Source organism: Nocardioides nematodiphilus, assembly GCF_020216525.1.
Lineage (GTDB): Bacteria > Actinomycetota > Actinomycetes > Propionibacteriales > Nocardioidaceae > Nocardioides > Nocardioides nematodiphilus.
Genome location: NZ_JAIWOY010000001.1, coordinates 501810 through 515838 on the forward strand (window position 1 = coordinate 501810; position 14029 = coordinate 515838).

12 protein-coding genes and 1 tRNA gene are annotated in these 14029 nt (G+C 71.5%); 4 read left to right on the plus strand and 9 right to left on the minus strand.

What is annotated here, in order from left to right:
• Positions 1 to 22: 22 nt before the first annotated feature.
• From KSO98_RS02475 to dcd, 8 genes are all read right to left on the minus strand, one after another.
• Positions 23 to 256, minus strand: a complete 234-nt coding sequence (locus KSO98_RS02475) for a hypothetical protein (protein WP_225283251.1) — start codon at positions 254 to 256, stop codon at positions 23 to 25.
• A 10-nt stretch (positions 257 to 266) separates the two neighbouring features.
• The gene (locus KSO98_RS02480) at positions 267 to 1991 is read right to left on the minus strand and encodes a sodium:solute symporter family protein (protein WP_225283253.1); all 1725 of its coding nucleotides are present in this window, start codon (positions 1989 to 1991) and stop codon (positions 267 to 269) included.
• Positions 1992 to 2028: 37 nt separating this feature from the next.
• A complete protein-coding gene (locus KSO98_RS02485) occupies positions 2029 to 2901 on the minus strand; it encodes a siderophore-interacting protein (protein WP_225283254.1) in 873 nt (290 codons plus the stop codon).
• Positions 2898 to 3683, minus strand: a complete 786-nt coding sequence (locus KSO98_RS02490; protein WP_225283255.1) for an ABC transporter ATP-binding protein — start codon at positions 3681 to 3683, stop codon at positions 2898 to 2900. Before KSO98_RS02490 ends, KSO98_RS02485 begins: the two co-directional genes overlap by 4 nt.
• A complete protein-coding gene (locus KSO98_RS02495) occupies positions 3680 to 4711 on the minus strand; it encodes a FecCD family ABC transporter permease (RefSeq protein ID WP_225283256.1) in 1032 nt (343 codons plus the stop codon). Before KSO98_RS02495 ends, KSO98_RS02490 begins: the two co-directional genes overlap by 4 nt.
• Positions 4708 to 5712: a FecCD family ABC transporter permease gene (locus KSO98_RS02500; protein ID WP_225283257.1), complete on the minus strand. Its 1005-nt coding sequence runs from the start codon at positions 5710 to 5712 to the stop codon at positions 4708 to 4710. The genes KSO98_RS02495 and KSO98_RS02500 overlap by 4 nt, the downstream gene beginning before the upstream one ends.
• A complete protein-coding gene (locus KSO98_RS02505; protein ID WP_225283258.1) occupies positions 5709 to 6746 on the minus strand; it encodes an iron-siderophore ABC transporter substrate-binding protein in 1038 nt (345 codons plus the stop codon). The genes KSO98_RS02500 and KSO98_RS02505 overlap by 4 nt, the downstream gene beginning before the upstream one ends.
• A gap of 155 nt (positions 6747 to 6901) precedes the next feature.
• Complete coding sequence (gene dcd, locus KSO98_RS02510; protein WP_225283259.1) at positions 6902 to 7477, minus strand: dCTP deaminase; 576 nt, start codon at positions 7475 to 7477, stop codon at positions 6902 to 6904.
• A 55-nt stretch (positions 7478 to 7532) separates the two neighbouring features.
• Here dcd and KSO98_RS02515 point away from each other — a divergent pair, with 55 nt between their 5' ends.
• The 4 genes from KSO98_RS02515 to KSO98_RS02530 all read left to right on the plus strand — a co-directional run bounded on the left by KSO98_RS02515 (position 7533) and on the right by KSO98_RS02530 (position 11322).
• Positions 7533 to 8288, plus strand: coding sequence for an SGNH/GDSL hydrolase family protein (locus tag KSO98_RS02515; protein WP_225283260.1), 756 nt, complete (start codon positions 7533 to 7535; stop codon positions 8286 to 8288).
• Positions 8289 to 8319: 31 nt separating this feature from the next.
• Positions 8320 to 8395: transfer RNA gene (locus KSO98_RS02520), tRNA-Gly, on the plus strand.
• Between the two features lie 387 nt (positions 8396 to 8782).
• Complete coding sequence (locus KSO98_RS02525; RefSeq protein WP_225283262.1) at positions 8783 to 10132, plus strand: C39 family peptidase; 1350 nt, start codon at positions 8783 to 8785, stop codon at positions 10130 to 10132.
• The gene (locus KSO98_RS02530; RefSeq protein ID WP_225283264.1) at positions 10129 to 11322 is read left to right on the plus strand and encodes a hypothetical protein; all 1194 of its coding nucleotides are present in this window, start codon (positions 10129 to 10131) and stop codon (positions 11320 to 11322) included. Before KSO98_RS02525 ends, KSO98_RS02530 begins: the two co-directional genes overlap by 4 nt.
• A 58-nt stretch (positions 11323 to 11380) precedes the next feature.
• On the opposite strand, the gene KSO98_RS02535 is transcribed toward KSO98_RS02530, so the two are convergent.
• Complete coding sequence (locus KSO98_RS02535; RefSeq protein ID WP_225283266.1) at positions 11381 to 13897, minus strand: carboxypeptidase-like regulatory domain-containing protein; 2517 nt, start codon at positions 13895 to 13897, stop codon at positions 11381 to 11383.
• Positions 13898 to 14029: the final 132 nt, after the last annotated feature.

The following is a 14029-nucleotide window of genomic DNA, read 5'->3' on the forward strand; positions in this document are numbered from 1 at the left end:
CCCACCGGCCGCCCGGGGGCGGCTACCGCTCCTCGACCACGATCGGGCGCATCCTCGCCCAGGCCAGGAAGGCCAGGCCGACCACGAGCAGGGCGATCCCGCCCCACCAGTTGTCGCTGTTGTTCGTCCCCTTCGGCGCATCGGAGTGGAAGGCCGCGGTGGCCAGCAGGATGACGCCGTACAGCGCGAGCAGGGCGCCGATGACGTTGCGGATGTCGAACGCCCCGGCGGTCTTCTTCCCGTCGATGTCGGTCATGGCAGAGCTCCTAGAAGATCACGTTGAGGACGATGACGATGACGAGGGCGCACCCGGCGAGTGGCACAGGCCGGCGGAACCAGGGGTAGCCGGCCGCGTCCGCGTCGACCAGCGACTCCTTGGGCGTCTCGGAGTAGACCAGGCCGACCAGCTCGGAGTCGGGCTTGGGCCGGGTCACCAGCGAGACCACCACCGACAGCACGATGTCGACCACGAACGCCGTACCGGCGGCGACGAACGACGCGCCCTGGCCGGAGAGGTTCAGGGCGCCCGTCGACCACGACCCGAAGGCATCCTTCGACAGGAACGCCACGACGACCGCCGACAGCGTGCCTGCGACCAGGCCGACCGCGCCCGCCGCAGCCGTCATCCGCTTCCAGAACATGCCGAGGATGAAGGTGGCGAACAGCGGTGCGTTGAAGAACCCGAAGAGCGTCTGCAGGTAGTTCATGATGTTGGAGAAGTTGGACGCCAACGAGGCGGTGAAGATCGCCACCACGGTCGCGAAGACGGTCGCGTAACGACCGATGGCGAGGTAGTACGAGTCCTCACGATCGCGGACGACGTAGTGCTCCCAGAGGTCGTAGGAGAGCACCGTGTTGAAGGCGGAGATGTTCGCCGCCATGCCGGCCATGAACGCCGCGAGCAGACCGGTGATGGCGATGCCGAGCAGGCCGTTGGGGAGCAGGTCGCGCATCATGTAGATCAGGGAGTCGTTGAACGTGACGCCGTCTCCTGAGGATCCGCCCGCGACCGATCCACCTGCCTTCACCTTGCCGATCTCGGTGACGAGCACGGCGGCGATCATGCCGGGGATGATCGTGATGAAGGGGATGAAGATCTTCGGGAAGGCGCCGATGATCGGCGTCGTGCGCGCAGCGGTGATCGACTGGGAGGCCATCGCGCGCTGCACCTCGACGAAGTTCGTCGTCCAGTAGCCGAAGGAGAGCACGAAGCCGAGACCGAACACGATGCCGACCACCGAGAGGAAGTCGGAGGAGAAGCCGGTCAGGTCGGTGCCCGGCCAGGAGTTGAGCTGCTGCGCGGCGGTCGAGCCGTGGCCCTGGGCGGCGGCCGCGGTGATCTTGTCGGTCAGGCCGGACCAGCCGCCGACCCGGTGCAGCCCGATCACGGTCAGCGGGGTGAGCGCCGCGACGATCACGAAGAACTGCAGCACCTCGTTGTAGATCGCCGCCTTGAGACCGCCGAGCGTGATGTACGACAGCACGATCGCGGCTGCGACGATGAGCGCCACCCATAGCGGCCAACCGAGCAGCGCGTGCACGATCGAGCCGAGCAGGTAGAGGTTGATGCCGGCGATCAGCAGCTGCGCGATCGCGAACGAGATCGCGTTGACCAGGTGCGCTGCCGGACCGAAGCGCCGCAGCATGAACTCGGGCACCGAGCGCACCTTGGAGCCGTAGTAGAACGGCATCATCACCACGCCCAGGAAGAGCATGGCCGGGATCGCGCCGATCCAGAAGTAGTGCACCGATGGCAGGCCGTACTGCGCTCCGTTGGCGCTCATCCCCATGATCTCGACGGCGCCGAGATTGGCCGAGATGAACGCCAGGCCGGTCACCCACGCGGGCAGCGAGCGCCCGGACAGGAAGAAGTCGACCGAGTCGGAGACGCCGCGGCTGGCGAGGATGCCGATGCCCAGCACGAACGCGAAGTACAGCGCGATGATCAGGTAGTCGATCCAGGACGCCTGGATCAGGGTCAGGGCGTACACACCCTCAGGGGTATCCCGAAACGCTCGTGCTCAACCATCAGCCGCGCATGGCGACGCCCTCGCGCCAGTAGCCCATGAACGCGACCTGCTGGCGCGGCATCCCGATCTCACCGACCAGGTGCCGGCGCAGCCCGGTGACCATGCGCGCCTCGCCGGCGATCCACGCGTACGCGCCGGCGGCGGGTCGGTCGGTGATCGCCTCCCCGGAGGAGGAGTACGTCGGCGTCTCCCACAGCAGGTCGGCCTCCTCCTCGTCGATCTCGGGGACGGCGCCGCCGCCCAGATGCTCGACGACCGCCGTCGTGGCGAGCTCGCCCACCGGCCGGCCCGCGCGCGGCAGCCAGCGCACGTCGACCCCCGGCGGCGCCGTCACGTCCTGCACGTCCTCGGCCAGGGGGACCTCGAGGAAGGCCGCGCCGTTGGCCCCGGCCGGGAGGCTCTCCAGGATCGAGCAGGCGGCGGGCACGCCGGTCTCGTCGGCCACGATGAGGAGCCGGCCGGCCTCGCCGGGCGCCCACTCGATCCCGCTCGCCGGGGCACCCTGTGCGGGCACGAGCACCAGCACCTCGTCCCCCGGCGCCGCGCCGCCGGCCCAGGCGGATCCCGGCCCGTGGGCTCCGGGGTGGACGACGACGTCGACGACCAGCTCGTCCGCGGCCGTGATCGCGCGCAGCGTGTACGTCCGCACCGCGCCGCGCCCGTCCTCGGGCAGGGCCTGGAAGTCGGCCCACCAGCACTCGGGCCGCAGCTGTGGCAGCCCGGCTGGGCCGGGGAGGATCAGCTTGATCCGCTGGTCGAGCACCGGACCGGCGACGCCGAAGCCGGCGAGCTCCGGGCCGCCCAGCACCAGGCGTACGAACGACGGCGAGAGACGTGTCCTCGAGCGGACCGCGACCCGCGCGAGCATCATCGCGGCACCACCAGCGGCGTGCCGGTGACCGGGTCGGCGACCACCATGCAGGGCAGCCCGAAGACCGCCTCGACGGTCTCCTCGGTGACCACCTCGGCAGGCGTGCCGGCCGCCACCATCCGCCCGGCCCGCAGCGCGACCAGGTGGTCGGCGTAGCGGGCGGCCAGGTTGAGGTCGTGCAGCACCATCGCGATCGTCGTGCCGCGCTCGGCGTTGAGCCGGGCGAGCAGGTCGAGCACCTCGATCTGATGGGCCAGGTCGAGGTAGGTGGTCGGCTCGTCGAGCAGCAGCACGGAGGTCTCCTGGGCCAGCGCCATCGCGATCCAGACCCGCTGCCGCTGGCCGCCGGAGAGCTCGTCGACGGCGCGGTCGGCCAGATCGCTCACGCCCGTCGCCTCCAGCGCGGCGGCGACGGCCGCGTCGTCCGCCGCGCTCCAGCGGCCGAAGAGACCCTGGTGCGGATGGCGGCCGCGGGCGACCAGATCGGCGACGACGATGCCTTCGGGCGCGATCGGCGCCTGCGGCATCAGCCCCAGGCGCCGGGCCAGCTGCCGGGTCGGGATCGTGTGCACGTCGCGGCCGTCGAGCAGCACCTGGCCGCCGGCCGGCCGGAGCAGCCGGGCGAGCGCCCGGAGCAGGGTGGACTTGCCGCAGGCGTTGGCGCCGACGATGACGGTCACCTGCCCCTCGGGCAGTGCCAGCGAGAGGTCGGTGACGATCGGGCGATCGCCGTACGAGAGCGAGGCGCGCTCCACGACGAGCGTGTTCCCGGGCGTGTTCATAGGGATCCTCCGAATCGGTGGGTACGGGCGAGCAGGTAGACGAGGAAGGGCGCCCCGAGCGCGCCGGTGACGACGCCGACCGGGTAGCGGGTGCCGAGCGCCCACTGCCCGATCTGGTCGGCGACGAGGACGACGAGCGCGCCGACCAGGCCCGCGGGCACCAGCAGCGAGGCGCCCGGGCCGACGATGCGCGCCGCGACCGGGCCGGAGAGGAACGCGACGAAGGCGATCGGGCCGGCGGCTGCGGTCGCGCACGCGATGAGCAGCACGGCGGCCACGATGACGACCAGTCGGGTGCGCTCGACCCGGACGCCGAGCGCGGCGGCCGCGTCGTCGCCGAGCTGGAGCAGCTCGAGCGGGCGCGACTGCGCGAGCAGCACCGGCACGACGAGCAGCACCACCGCGAGCAGAGGCACGACCAGCTCCCAGGAGGCCGCGTTGAGGCTGCCGGTCAGCCAGCGCATCGCGGTCTGCAGGTCCCACTGCGACGCCCGGACGAGCACCCACGACACGACGCTGTCGAGCATCGCGGCGATGCCGATCCCGATCAGCACGAGCCGCGACCCGAGGACCCCGTCGCGCCAGGCGAGCACGTAGATCAGCAGCGCGACCCCGAGCGCCGCGGCGACGGCCACCAGGGAGACGGCGAGGCCGCTGAGCCCGAGCACGACGATCCCGAAGACGCCGGCGGCCGAGGCGCCGGAGCTGATCCCGATCACGTCGGGGGCGGCCAGCGGGTTGCGCAGCATCGTCTGGAAGGTGACGCCGCCGATCCCGAACGCGAGGCCCGCGAGCAGTCCGAGGGACGCGCGCGGCACGCGAAGGTCGCCGACGGTGAAGGAGGCGCCCGGGACGTCCTGGCCGAGGATCACCCGGACGACGTCGACCGGTCCATAGAGCGTGTGGCCGATCATCAGGCTCGCCGCGAAGGCGATCGCCACCAGCGCCGCGAGCAGACCGAGCACCGAGCGCCGCCGCGTGGCGCGCCGACGGCGCTCGCCGACGAGGGTCACCGGGACCGTGCTCACAGCGCACGCACCGCGGCACGGCGCACGAGCGCGATGAAGAACGGCGCGCCGAGCACGGCGGTCACGATGCCGACGTCGAGCTCGGCGGGCCGCGCGACCACCCGGCCGAGCACGTCGGCGAGGGTCAGCAGCGCGGCGCCGACCAGGAGGCTGAGCGGCAGCAGCCAGCGGTGCGCGGAGCCGACGAGGAGCCGGCACAGGTGCGGGACGACCAGCCCGACGAAGCCGATCGGGCCGGCCACTGCGGTCGCCGAGCCGCACAGCACGATCGCCGCCAGGCCGGCGAGGAGGCGCGTACGCCCGACGTGGACGCCCAGCCCGGCGGCCGCGTCGTCGCCGAGCGCGAGCGCGTCGAGGCCGCGCGCCGCTCCCATACAGACGACCAGCGCCGTCAGCACGAGCGGTGCGACCATCCCGATCCGGTGCCAGTCGGCGCCGCCGACACCGCCGATCTGCCAGAAGCGGAACTCGTTCATCACGTCGATGCGCGGCAGCAGCACCGCGCTGACCATCGAGGAGAAGGCCGCTGTGCACGCCGCTCCGGCGAGGGCGAGCTTGAGCGTGGTCGGGCCGCCCCGGCCCAGCGAGCCGATGGCGTGGACGAGGACGGCGGCGGCCGCCGCACCGAGGATCGCCACCGCGAGGTACGACGACGGGGCGGCCAGGCCGAAGAACGCGATCCCGCACACCACCGCCAGCGCGGAGCCCGAGGTCACCCCGAGCAGAGCCGGGTCGGCGAGGGGGTTGCGGGTGACGCCCTGCATCACGGCGCCGGCCAGGCCCAGCGAACCGCCGACGAGCACTGCGAGGGCCGTGCGCGGGACCCGCTTGGCGACGGCCGCGGCCCCGACCGTGTCGTGGTCGCCGCTCAGGCCCGCCACGATGTCGGACCAGCCGACCGCCCGGACGCCGAGCGCCACCGAGAGGAGTGCGGCGACGGCGAGTGCCGCCAGAGCGACGAACAGCCAGGTGGTGCGTCCGGCCCGGCCGGGCAGGCTCACGCCGCCGCGCGGTCCGCTGCGGCCGCGAGCAGGTCGAAGTAGCGGTCGATGCCCCAGTCGATGGACAGCGGCGACGGGTTCGCCGAGGCCGCGAGCGGCGTCGAGTCCTGCAGGATCGCCACCGCGCCCTTCTTCACCGCCGGGATGGTGCCGATGAGCGGGTCGGCCTGGAGCGTCGCCACGGTCGTGTCGTCGCCGTAGCCCACGAAGACGTCGACGTCGTCGAAGCTGGACGCCTTCTCCGAGCTGATCGTCTCGTAGAAGCTCTCCGAGCCCTCGGACCGCTCGGTGACGATGCTCGGCTGCGGGAGGCCGAGGCCGGCCAGGAAGCCGGGCCGGGTGTCGTGGGTGGTGTAGAAGCCGATCTGGCTCAGGTCCTTGGGGTCGACGTAGCTGAAGAGGATCTTCTTCCCCTTCAGCGACGGGTGCGCGTCCAGGGACGTCGTGATCGTGTCGTCGAGCCTGGTGACGAGGGCGTCGCCCTCGGCCTTCAGGCCCAGCGCCTCGGAGTCGAGCCGAATCATGTCCGCCATCGAGGTGGCCCACGGCAGGCCGGGCTCGGCGACGACCGGTGCGATCTTGGAGAGGGTGTCGTAGTCCTCCTGGGTCAGGCCGGAGTACGCCGCCAGGATCACGTCCGGGTGGGTGTCCGCGACGGCCTCGAAGTCGATGCCCTCTGACTCGTCGAAGAGGGTCGGCGTGGCGGCGTCGAGCTGGGTCAGCTTGTCCTCGACCCAGGGCAGCACGCCGTCGCCGTCGTCGTCGCCCCAGGCGGCCTTGCTCATCCCGACCGGCACGATGCCGAGCGCGAGCGGGACCTCGTGGTTGGCCCAGGCGACGGCGGCGACGCGTTCCGGCTTCTTCTCGATCACGGTGTCACCGAATGCGTGGTGGACGGTGACCGGGAACCGGTCACCCGCGGCGGCGGTCGGCGCGGCGTCGGCTGCGGAGGTCTTCTCCTCGGCGCCGCAGCCGGACAGGGCGAGGGTGCCGAGCAGGGTCGCGCCGACGAGGGCACGGAGGGGACGGATCACGGGGTCGCCTTCTAGTTAGGTGAGACTAAGGAAGGCTAGCCTAACCATATTTAGGTTCCCCTAAGCAAGCGGTCGTGGTCACATCGTGCGCCCGGAAATGGCGAACGCCCACGGGAGATCCCGTGGGCGTTCGTGGCGGCGCTGCGGCCGCAGCGTCAGATGGCCGTGCGGTGGAAGTTCTGGAAGCTGCGCGAGGCGGTCGGGCCGCGCTGGCCCTGGTACCGGCTGCCGTACTTCTCCGAGCCGTACGGGTGCTCGCTGGGCGAGGTCAGCTTGAAGAAGCAGAACTGGCCGATCTTCATGCCCGGGTAGAGCTTGATGGGCAGCGTCGCGACGTTGGCCAGCTCGAGCGTCACGTGGCCGGAGAAGCCCGGGTCGACGAAGCCGGCGGTGGCGTGGGTGAGCAGCCCGAGGCGGCCCAGGGAGGACTTGCCCTCGACGCGGGCGGCGATGTCGTCGGGCAGCGTCACGGTCTCGTAGGTGGAGCCCAGCACGAACTCGCCCGGGTGCAGGATGAACGGCTCGTCGCCCTCGGTCTCGACCATGCGCGTGAGGTCGGACTGGTCGGCGGCCGGGTCGATCGCGGCGTACTTGTGGTTGTCGAAGACCCGGAAGAACCGGTCCAGCCGGACGTCGATCGAGGACGGCTGGAGCATGGCCTCGTCGTACGGCTCGAGCGCGATCCGCCCGTTGTCCAGCTCGGTCTTGATGTCCCGGTCACTCAGCAGCACGGGGTCAACCTACCCAATTCCGTCCCAGCGGGACCGTCGCGTCAGAATGCTGGGCATGATCAAGCGGTACGTGGCTCTCGGGGACTCCTTCACCGAGGGCGTCGGCGACGTGGATCCGACCCGGCCCAACGGGGTGCGCGGCTGGGCCGACCGGGTGGCCGAGGTGCTCGGCGGCTGCTGGGGCACCGAGTACGCGAACCTCGCGATCCGCGGCCGCAAGCTGGGTCAGGTGATCGACGAGCAGGTCCAGCCCGCACTCGACCTCGGCCCGGACCTGGTCACCATCTACGCTGGCGCGAACGACATCCTGCGCCCGTCGGTCGACATCGACGACCTGATGACCCGGTACGACGAGGCCATCGGCGCCCTGCGCTCGGGCGGCGCGACCGTGCTGGTGTGGAGCGCCTTCGGCGCCCGCAAGTCCAAGTTCTACGGGCTCCTGCGCGGCCGGTTCGCGTACTACAACGAGTGCGTGCGCGAGCTCGTCGACAACCACGGCGCGACGCTGGTCGACTACTGGCGGATGGACGAGTACAACGACTGGGGCTACTGGGACGTCGACCGGCTCCACATGAGCACGCCCGGCCACGCGCTGATGGCGACGAAGGTCCTCGACCGGCTCGGCCTGGGTCACGACCTGCCGACGCCCGAGCCGCTCAAGCGCCCGATCCTGAGCGTCGCCGAGCAGCGATCCGCCAACCTGGCCTGGACGCGCGAGCACCTCGGCCCCTGGGTGAAGCGCCGGCTCACCGGCACCTCGTCCGGCGATGGTCTCAGCCCGCGTTATCCGACGCCTCAGATCATCGGATAGGGTTCCTCACAGCCTGGCTGGCCCAGGTGTTGCGGATGTAGCTCAGTTGGTAGAGCGCGACCTTCCCAAGGTCGATGTCGCGAGTTCGAGTCTCGTCATCCGCTCCAACAGCCCGAGAGGGCTCGAGCGCAACACTGCGCCCGATCGTCGATGTCGCGAGTTCGAGTCTCGTCATCCGCTCCAACAGCCCGAGAGGGCTCGAGCGCAACACTGCGCCCGATCGTCGATGTCGCGAGTTCGAGTCTCGTCATCCGCTCCAACAGCCCGAGAGGGCTCGAGCGCAACACTGCGCCCGATCGTCGATGTCGCGAGTTCGAGTCTCGTCATCCGCTCCGACGACAGAAGGTCGCCGCCCACCCGGGCGGCGACCTTCTTCTTTCCTGGCAGATGCCTGTGTGACTGGTGGGATTGTTGCGACTTCTGGGATTCCGGCCGATAGTGGAGCGTCGATACGACCCGAAACTGCCTCTTCCCCAGCCCCTCGGAGTGACGCCATGCACCGCCCTCGCCCTCGCACCATCGCCGCCGGCGCGCTGATCCTGCTGCTCGCCGCCGCGCCCTTCATCCCGCGCGGCGAGGACGACCACGGCAGCATCGCCCCCTCCAGCGAGCAGCCCCGCTTCCAGCCGCGCGACTCCTCCGCGGTCGGCACCACCCGGATCACGCCGGAGATGCGCAGCGAGATCGAGCGGGTCGCGGACGCGACCGCCGGCGTGCCGCAGGTCCACGGCCGCATCGACCCGCGCACCGCGGCCGCGATGGCCCAGTGCGCCGACCTCGACGGCCAGCACTACTGCCTGGGGGTCGGCTTCACCGAGGAGGCCCCGGCCGCCATCCAGGCCCGGGTCGCCGCCGATGCGGCGCCCGCCCGTCGTACGGCGCACCGCAGGCCGCGCGTCAACACCGGCGACCTGTCCGCGCGGGGCGAGGCCAAGCGCCTGGCCGCCATGACGCCGGCGAAGCGCGCCGCGGCCACCCGCCGCGAGCTCACCCGCGCGGCCCGCTCGGTCGGCAAGGTCTGGATGCTGCGCCACGAGATCCAGGGCGTGCCGCTGCCGGACGGCTTCCTCGCCGCTCACCCGGAGGCCCGGGTCAGCACGACGACGCCGGCCGCCCGCGCCGCGGTGACCACGGCCGCCGCGACGAAGAGCGCGTCCCCCACCCCGACCACGGTCAAGGCGACCACCGCGGCCGCCCCGCGTACGGGCACCGCGAGCCCGAGCGCCACCGCCTCGGCGACCGCCGCCCCCACGATCGCCGCCTCCGTGCCGGTGACGTATCCGGTGAAGAAGCGGATCCTCAAGAGGACGCAGACCGCCGAGCAGATCCGGACCTACTGGTGTGGCCCGACGTCGATGCAGATGATCACCTGGGGCTGGAAGCAGAAGGACCGCGGCGCTGCGCACTGGGCCAGCAAGCTGCACACCACGACCGGCGGCACCGCGATCACCGACATGGTCCGGGTCGTCAACCGCTCCACCGGGTGGGACGACGCGGCCCACGCCGGCACGTACGTCGTGCTCGACGTCCGCGGCTGGTCGACCGCGCAGTTCTACGCCCTGATGCAGAAGCACATCGCGCAGTACAGGGCGCCGGTGATCCTGCACCCGCTGCTCTCGACGCGCTACTTCCCCTACTTGCCGTACAGCGGCAGCGGCCACTACCAGGTCGGTCGCGGCTACCGGACGACCGCGGACGGGGTGAAGGAGATCGGCTACTTCGAGCCGTGGAACCCGCAGCGCTTCCACCCGTCGGTGCCGTACGTCTCGCGCGTGCAGTGGCTCCCGGTGAGCAACGTCCTCGCCGCGAACAAGGCCAACTCGCTGCATAACATCGGCCTGTGACCTCGCCCGTGCCCCTGTCCGCGACGCTGCGACGTACCGCCTGGGGGCTGCTCGCCGCCCTCGCGCTGACGGCCGTGGCCGGCTGCACCGGATCCGACGACCAGCCGGAGAACGCAGCGGCGCCACAGCCCGAGCCGTCGGTCGCCTCGTCGAGCGCGCCCGCGACGCCGTCGCCGACGGCCTCGGCGAGCGCGTCGCAGCCCCCGAGTGCGGGTGGTACGACCACTGCGTCGCCCACGACCGCGCTTCTCGCCTGGAAGCCGTTGCCCGGCGACCCGGCCGACACGATCACCACCAACGGCCGGTGGACCCTCACGATCGCCGCCGACGGCCGGTCGTGGAGGCTCACGCCGGCAGGCAAGGGGCCAGGCAGGACCTTCGGGGCGAGCGCGCCGCGCGGGGAGCGGATCATGAAGGCCGGGCTCAACGGATCCTTCGCCGTCGTCGTCTACGGCACCGAGGCCGGCACCAGGCCCGAGACCGCGGCGGTGACCGATCTCGGGAGGCAGCGGACCAGCACGATCGACGCCGACGCCGATGCCGCCCCCGCCTCCGACACCTCGTGGTCGCTGTACGGCACGCACCTCTGGTACGCGACCGGGGGCCAGGGCGGCACGCCGTACTGCCTCGCGAGCGCGGACCTCGACACCGGCCGGTCGGCCGTCGGCTGGTGCGCCGACGCGCACCACGGATTCACCAACATCACGGCCGCCGACGGCCCGACCGCGATGATGACGTTCGACGACGCCCGCCCGACGTCCTGCCGCACCCTCGTCACCGTCTCCGGCGAAGCCCAGCGCCCCGGCAACGAGATCACCCCCGTGCCCGGCGTGCCGGCGTGCAAGGGCAGCCAGGCGGTCGCGCTGGCCGGCAGCACGGTCTGGTCGATGGTGCCCGACGAGCACCGCTACCAGCAGATCCACGTGTACGCGTCGGCCTCCGACGGCGGCGTCACCGACCTCGGCCTGGGCGTGAACAACACGCTGGCCCGCTGCGGCGACTCGATCTTCTGGGCCAAGAACGCGACCGGCTCGGCCCCGGCCGCGCTGATGCGCTGGGACGGCTCGGCGCTGACCACCGCGTACGAGACCAAGGGCTTCCTCGGCCAGCCGCTGTGTGCCGGAGACCGGATCAACATCGCCGAGTCCGGCACTGCCCGCGACCGCCAGCTCACCGCCACCGTCGACTGACCTGACGATGGCCCCGGCTCCCTCCACGGGAGCCGGGGCCATCGCTGTTCCTACGGGATCAGCGCACGCGGCCGACCCGGACGATCCTCACGATCGGCTCCTGGCCCGGCACCTCGATGGTGATCCTGACCTTGACCGAGCGGCCCTGGTCACCGTCCTTGACGGTGTAGCCCTTCCGCTGGCCGTGGTGCTTGACCTTCTTGCCGCCGACGAACCACTGGTAGCTCACGGTCGCGCCCTCGGGAAGGTCATCGATGGCGGCGATGAGCTTCTTGCCCGGCTTCGGCTTGCCGGCGACGTCGGCCGTGGGCTGGGTCTGCGGCGTGGGCGAGGCCGACGGCGTCGGCGTCGGGGTGGGCTTCGGTGTCACGCTCGGGCTCGGCGATGTGGACGGCGACGTGGACGGGGTCGGCACCCCGCCACCGCCGCCTCCGGACGGTGGGCCACCCGGGGTGGCCACCGTGACCGTCAGGGCCGTACGGGAGCCGACCGTGTTGCTGTCGAGGTCCGGGCTGAAGATCGCGACCAGAGCATGCGTAGCCGGGCTGCTCGGGACCGTCCAGCTCACCGTGCGGCTGCTGGTGTCGGGGTCACCCACGTGACCGATCGGCAGCGGCTGGCCGATGATCACGCCGTTGTCGGTCAGGAGCAGGGTGCCGCGCAGGCCCTCGGTGTTCGTGTCCACGGTCACCGTGAGCGGGACGATCGAGCCCGCGGCCAGGCTCCCACCGGTGGCGCCCGCGACGGTGAAGTCGACACTCGTCGTGGCCGGCCGATTCGCCACCTCGCCGAGCTGCTCGAAGGAGACCGTCGCGGCGTCCAGGTCGACGACGACCCGGTAGTCGGCGCCGAGGACGAACTGGCGCGGATCGATGGTGCCGGTGCTGATCGCGAACTCGCGCGCGTCATCCTCACCAGCGACGAGGAACGAGCCGGAGACGGTACCGCTGAGCAGCAGCGACGGGTCGTAGGCACCCGCGAAGCGGAAGCCGCTCACGCCGTCGACGGTCTGCATCACGACCTCGGGCTCGAAGTCGGGGTAGCCGATCGCGGAGGCGTTGATCCGGATCGACGTCAGCACGGCGTTCGGCAGCTGGTCACCGTTGCCGAAGTTCCAGTGGGAGGAGAGGAGCACGCCGCTGTCGAGCCGTGCCGGTGCCAGGACGTTGATCCGCAGGTCCTGATCGACGAAGCCGCTGCCGACGGTGACGCTCGCGCTCGGGCTGGTCACGTCCGTGCCGTGGCCGCAGACGTAGGCATAGACGTCGTACGACCCGGCCGGGACCGGAGCGCTGTAGTGGCCGCTCACGTCGGCGGTCACGTCCATCGACAAGTCATCGTTGTCCAGGTGGACACACATACCCGCACCGCCGTCGTTGCGGGTCGCGGTGCCCTCGACACCATCGGTGGGAGCCACCGGCTGGACCAGGAGCCGGAAGAGGCCGGCACCCGCCGCGGACCAGCTGCCGACGAGGACCCGGTAGGTGGTGCCCGCGACGGCTTCGAACTGCACCGTGCGCCGCGCATCGGCGACGACGGGCTCGACGTCGGCGAGGGACTGCCCCGTGAAGACACCCGTGACCTGCCCGTTGCCGGCGGCCTGGACGGAGACGAGACCGCTCGTGCTCGGGGTCCAGGAGTACCAGACGGTGTGGGTGAGGTCGCCCAGAGCGTCCTCACCCTCCTCGTGCGTCCCTCCGTCCGAGTTGTTGCCGAGCGCGAAGCTCGGCAGGGCGCCGCTGAGCGTCAGCGCATCCGCGAAGTCCGCGCCCCAGTGCACCGCCGGCGCTGTGACCGTGACGCCGGCCTCGGCGGTGGTCAGGTCGACGTCGAGGACGGTGGTGGCGCCGGCGACGATCTGCTGGGTCACGTCGTGGGAGACCGAGTGCTCGTCGTTCCCGTAGTACCGGTACGTGATCGTGCGCGGCCCGTCGGCGCGGAGCGCCACGGGCAGCTCGTAGTGGCCGTCCTCGTCGACCTGGGCCTGGACGTCGCTGCCGGTGACCCAGATCTGGACGTTGCTGAGAGGGATGCCGTCCGGCACGACCACCGTGCCACGCACGGCGGTCGGCGCCGCGGTGATCGCGAGGTCGAACGGCTGGGTGGCCGTCTCCCCGTCGTAGCGGTCCACCATGATGCGGTACGTCTGACCCGCGACGGCGTTGAAGTCGACGGCGCTCTGCAGGTCGTAGAAGTCGTCGTTGTCGACGATCCAGTTCAGGTCGGCGACGTCGTCGCCGGTCATGACCGCGAGGACGGTGTCGAACCTCGACCCGGCGAGATTGACCTCGATGGGCCCGCTCGTCGTCGCCGTCCAGGAGTACCAGACGGTGCTTCCCCCGCCGAAGTCGGCGGACTCGCCGTCCTCCAGGGTGGCACCGGCGACGGTGCCCGTCGTGTGGAGCGGCAGTGCGCCGCTCAGCGTGATCGCGTTCGCAAGGTCGTCGTTGGACGGCGCGGTGTCCGCGTGGGCGGCCGGCGCGACGACGCCGAGGCCGGTCAGGGCCAGGGCCGTCGTGGCGATCGCGGCCGCGAGCCGGCGGCGGCGCAGGGACGCGCCAAGTGTTCTCGTCATACGCGCTGTCTATGCGGACCCTGTGTCCGGAAGTGGACGTTGACAGCGAACGGACAGGTACACGACCCGATCCGACCCCCTACCCGGGACAGACACCGGGGACGTTCGTCCCCGAAACCCGGGACACCAGCA

What these genes read in the sequence shown, in the direction of transcription:
- KSO98_RS02475 (WP_225283251.1), bottom strand. Translation starts at nt 256, where the DNA reads ATGACCGACATCGACGGGAAGAAGACCGCCGGGGCGTTCGACATCCGC.
- KSO98_RS02485 (WP_225283254.1), bottom strand. Translation starts at nt 2,901, where the DNA reads ATGATGCTCGCGCGGGTCGCGGTCCGCTCGAGGACACGTCTCTCGCCG.
- KSO98_RS02490 (WP_225283255.1), bottom strand. Translation starts at nt 3,683, where the DNA reads ATGAACACGCCCGGGAACACGCTCGTCGTGGAGCGCGCCTCGCTCTCG.
- KSO98_RS02515 (WP_225283260.1), top strand. Translation starts at nt 7,533, where the DNA reads ATGATCAAGCGGTACGTGGCTCTCGGGGACTCCTTCACCGAGGGCGTC.
- KSO98_RS02525 (WP_225283262.1), top strand. Translation starts at nt 8,783, where the DNA reads ATGCACCGCCCTCGCCCTCGCACCATCGCCGCCGGCGCGCTGATCCTG.
- KSO98_RS02535 (WP_225283266.1), bottom strand. Translation starts at nt 13,897, where the DNA reads ATGACGAGAACACTTGGCGCGTCCCTGCGCCGCCGCCGGCTCGCGGCC.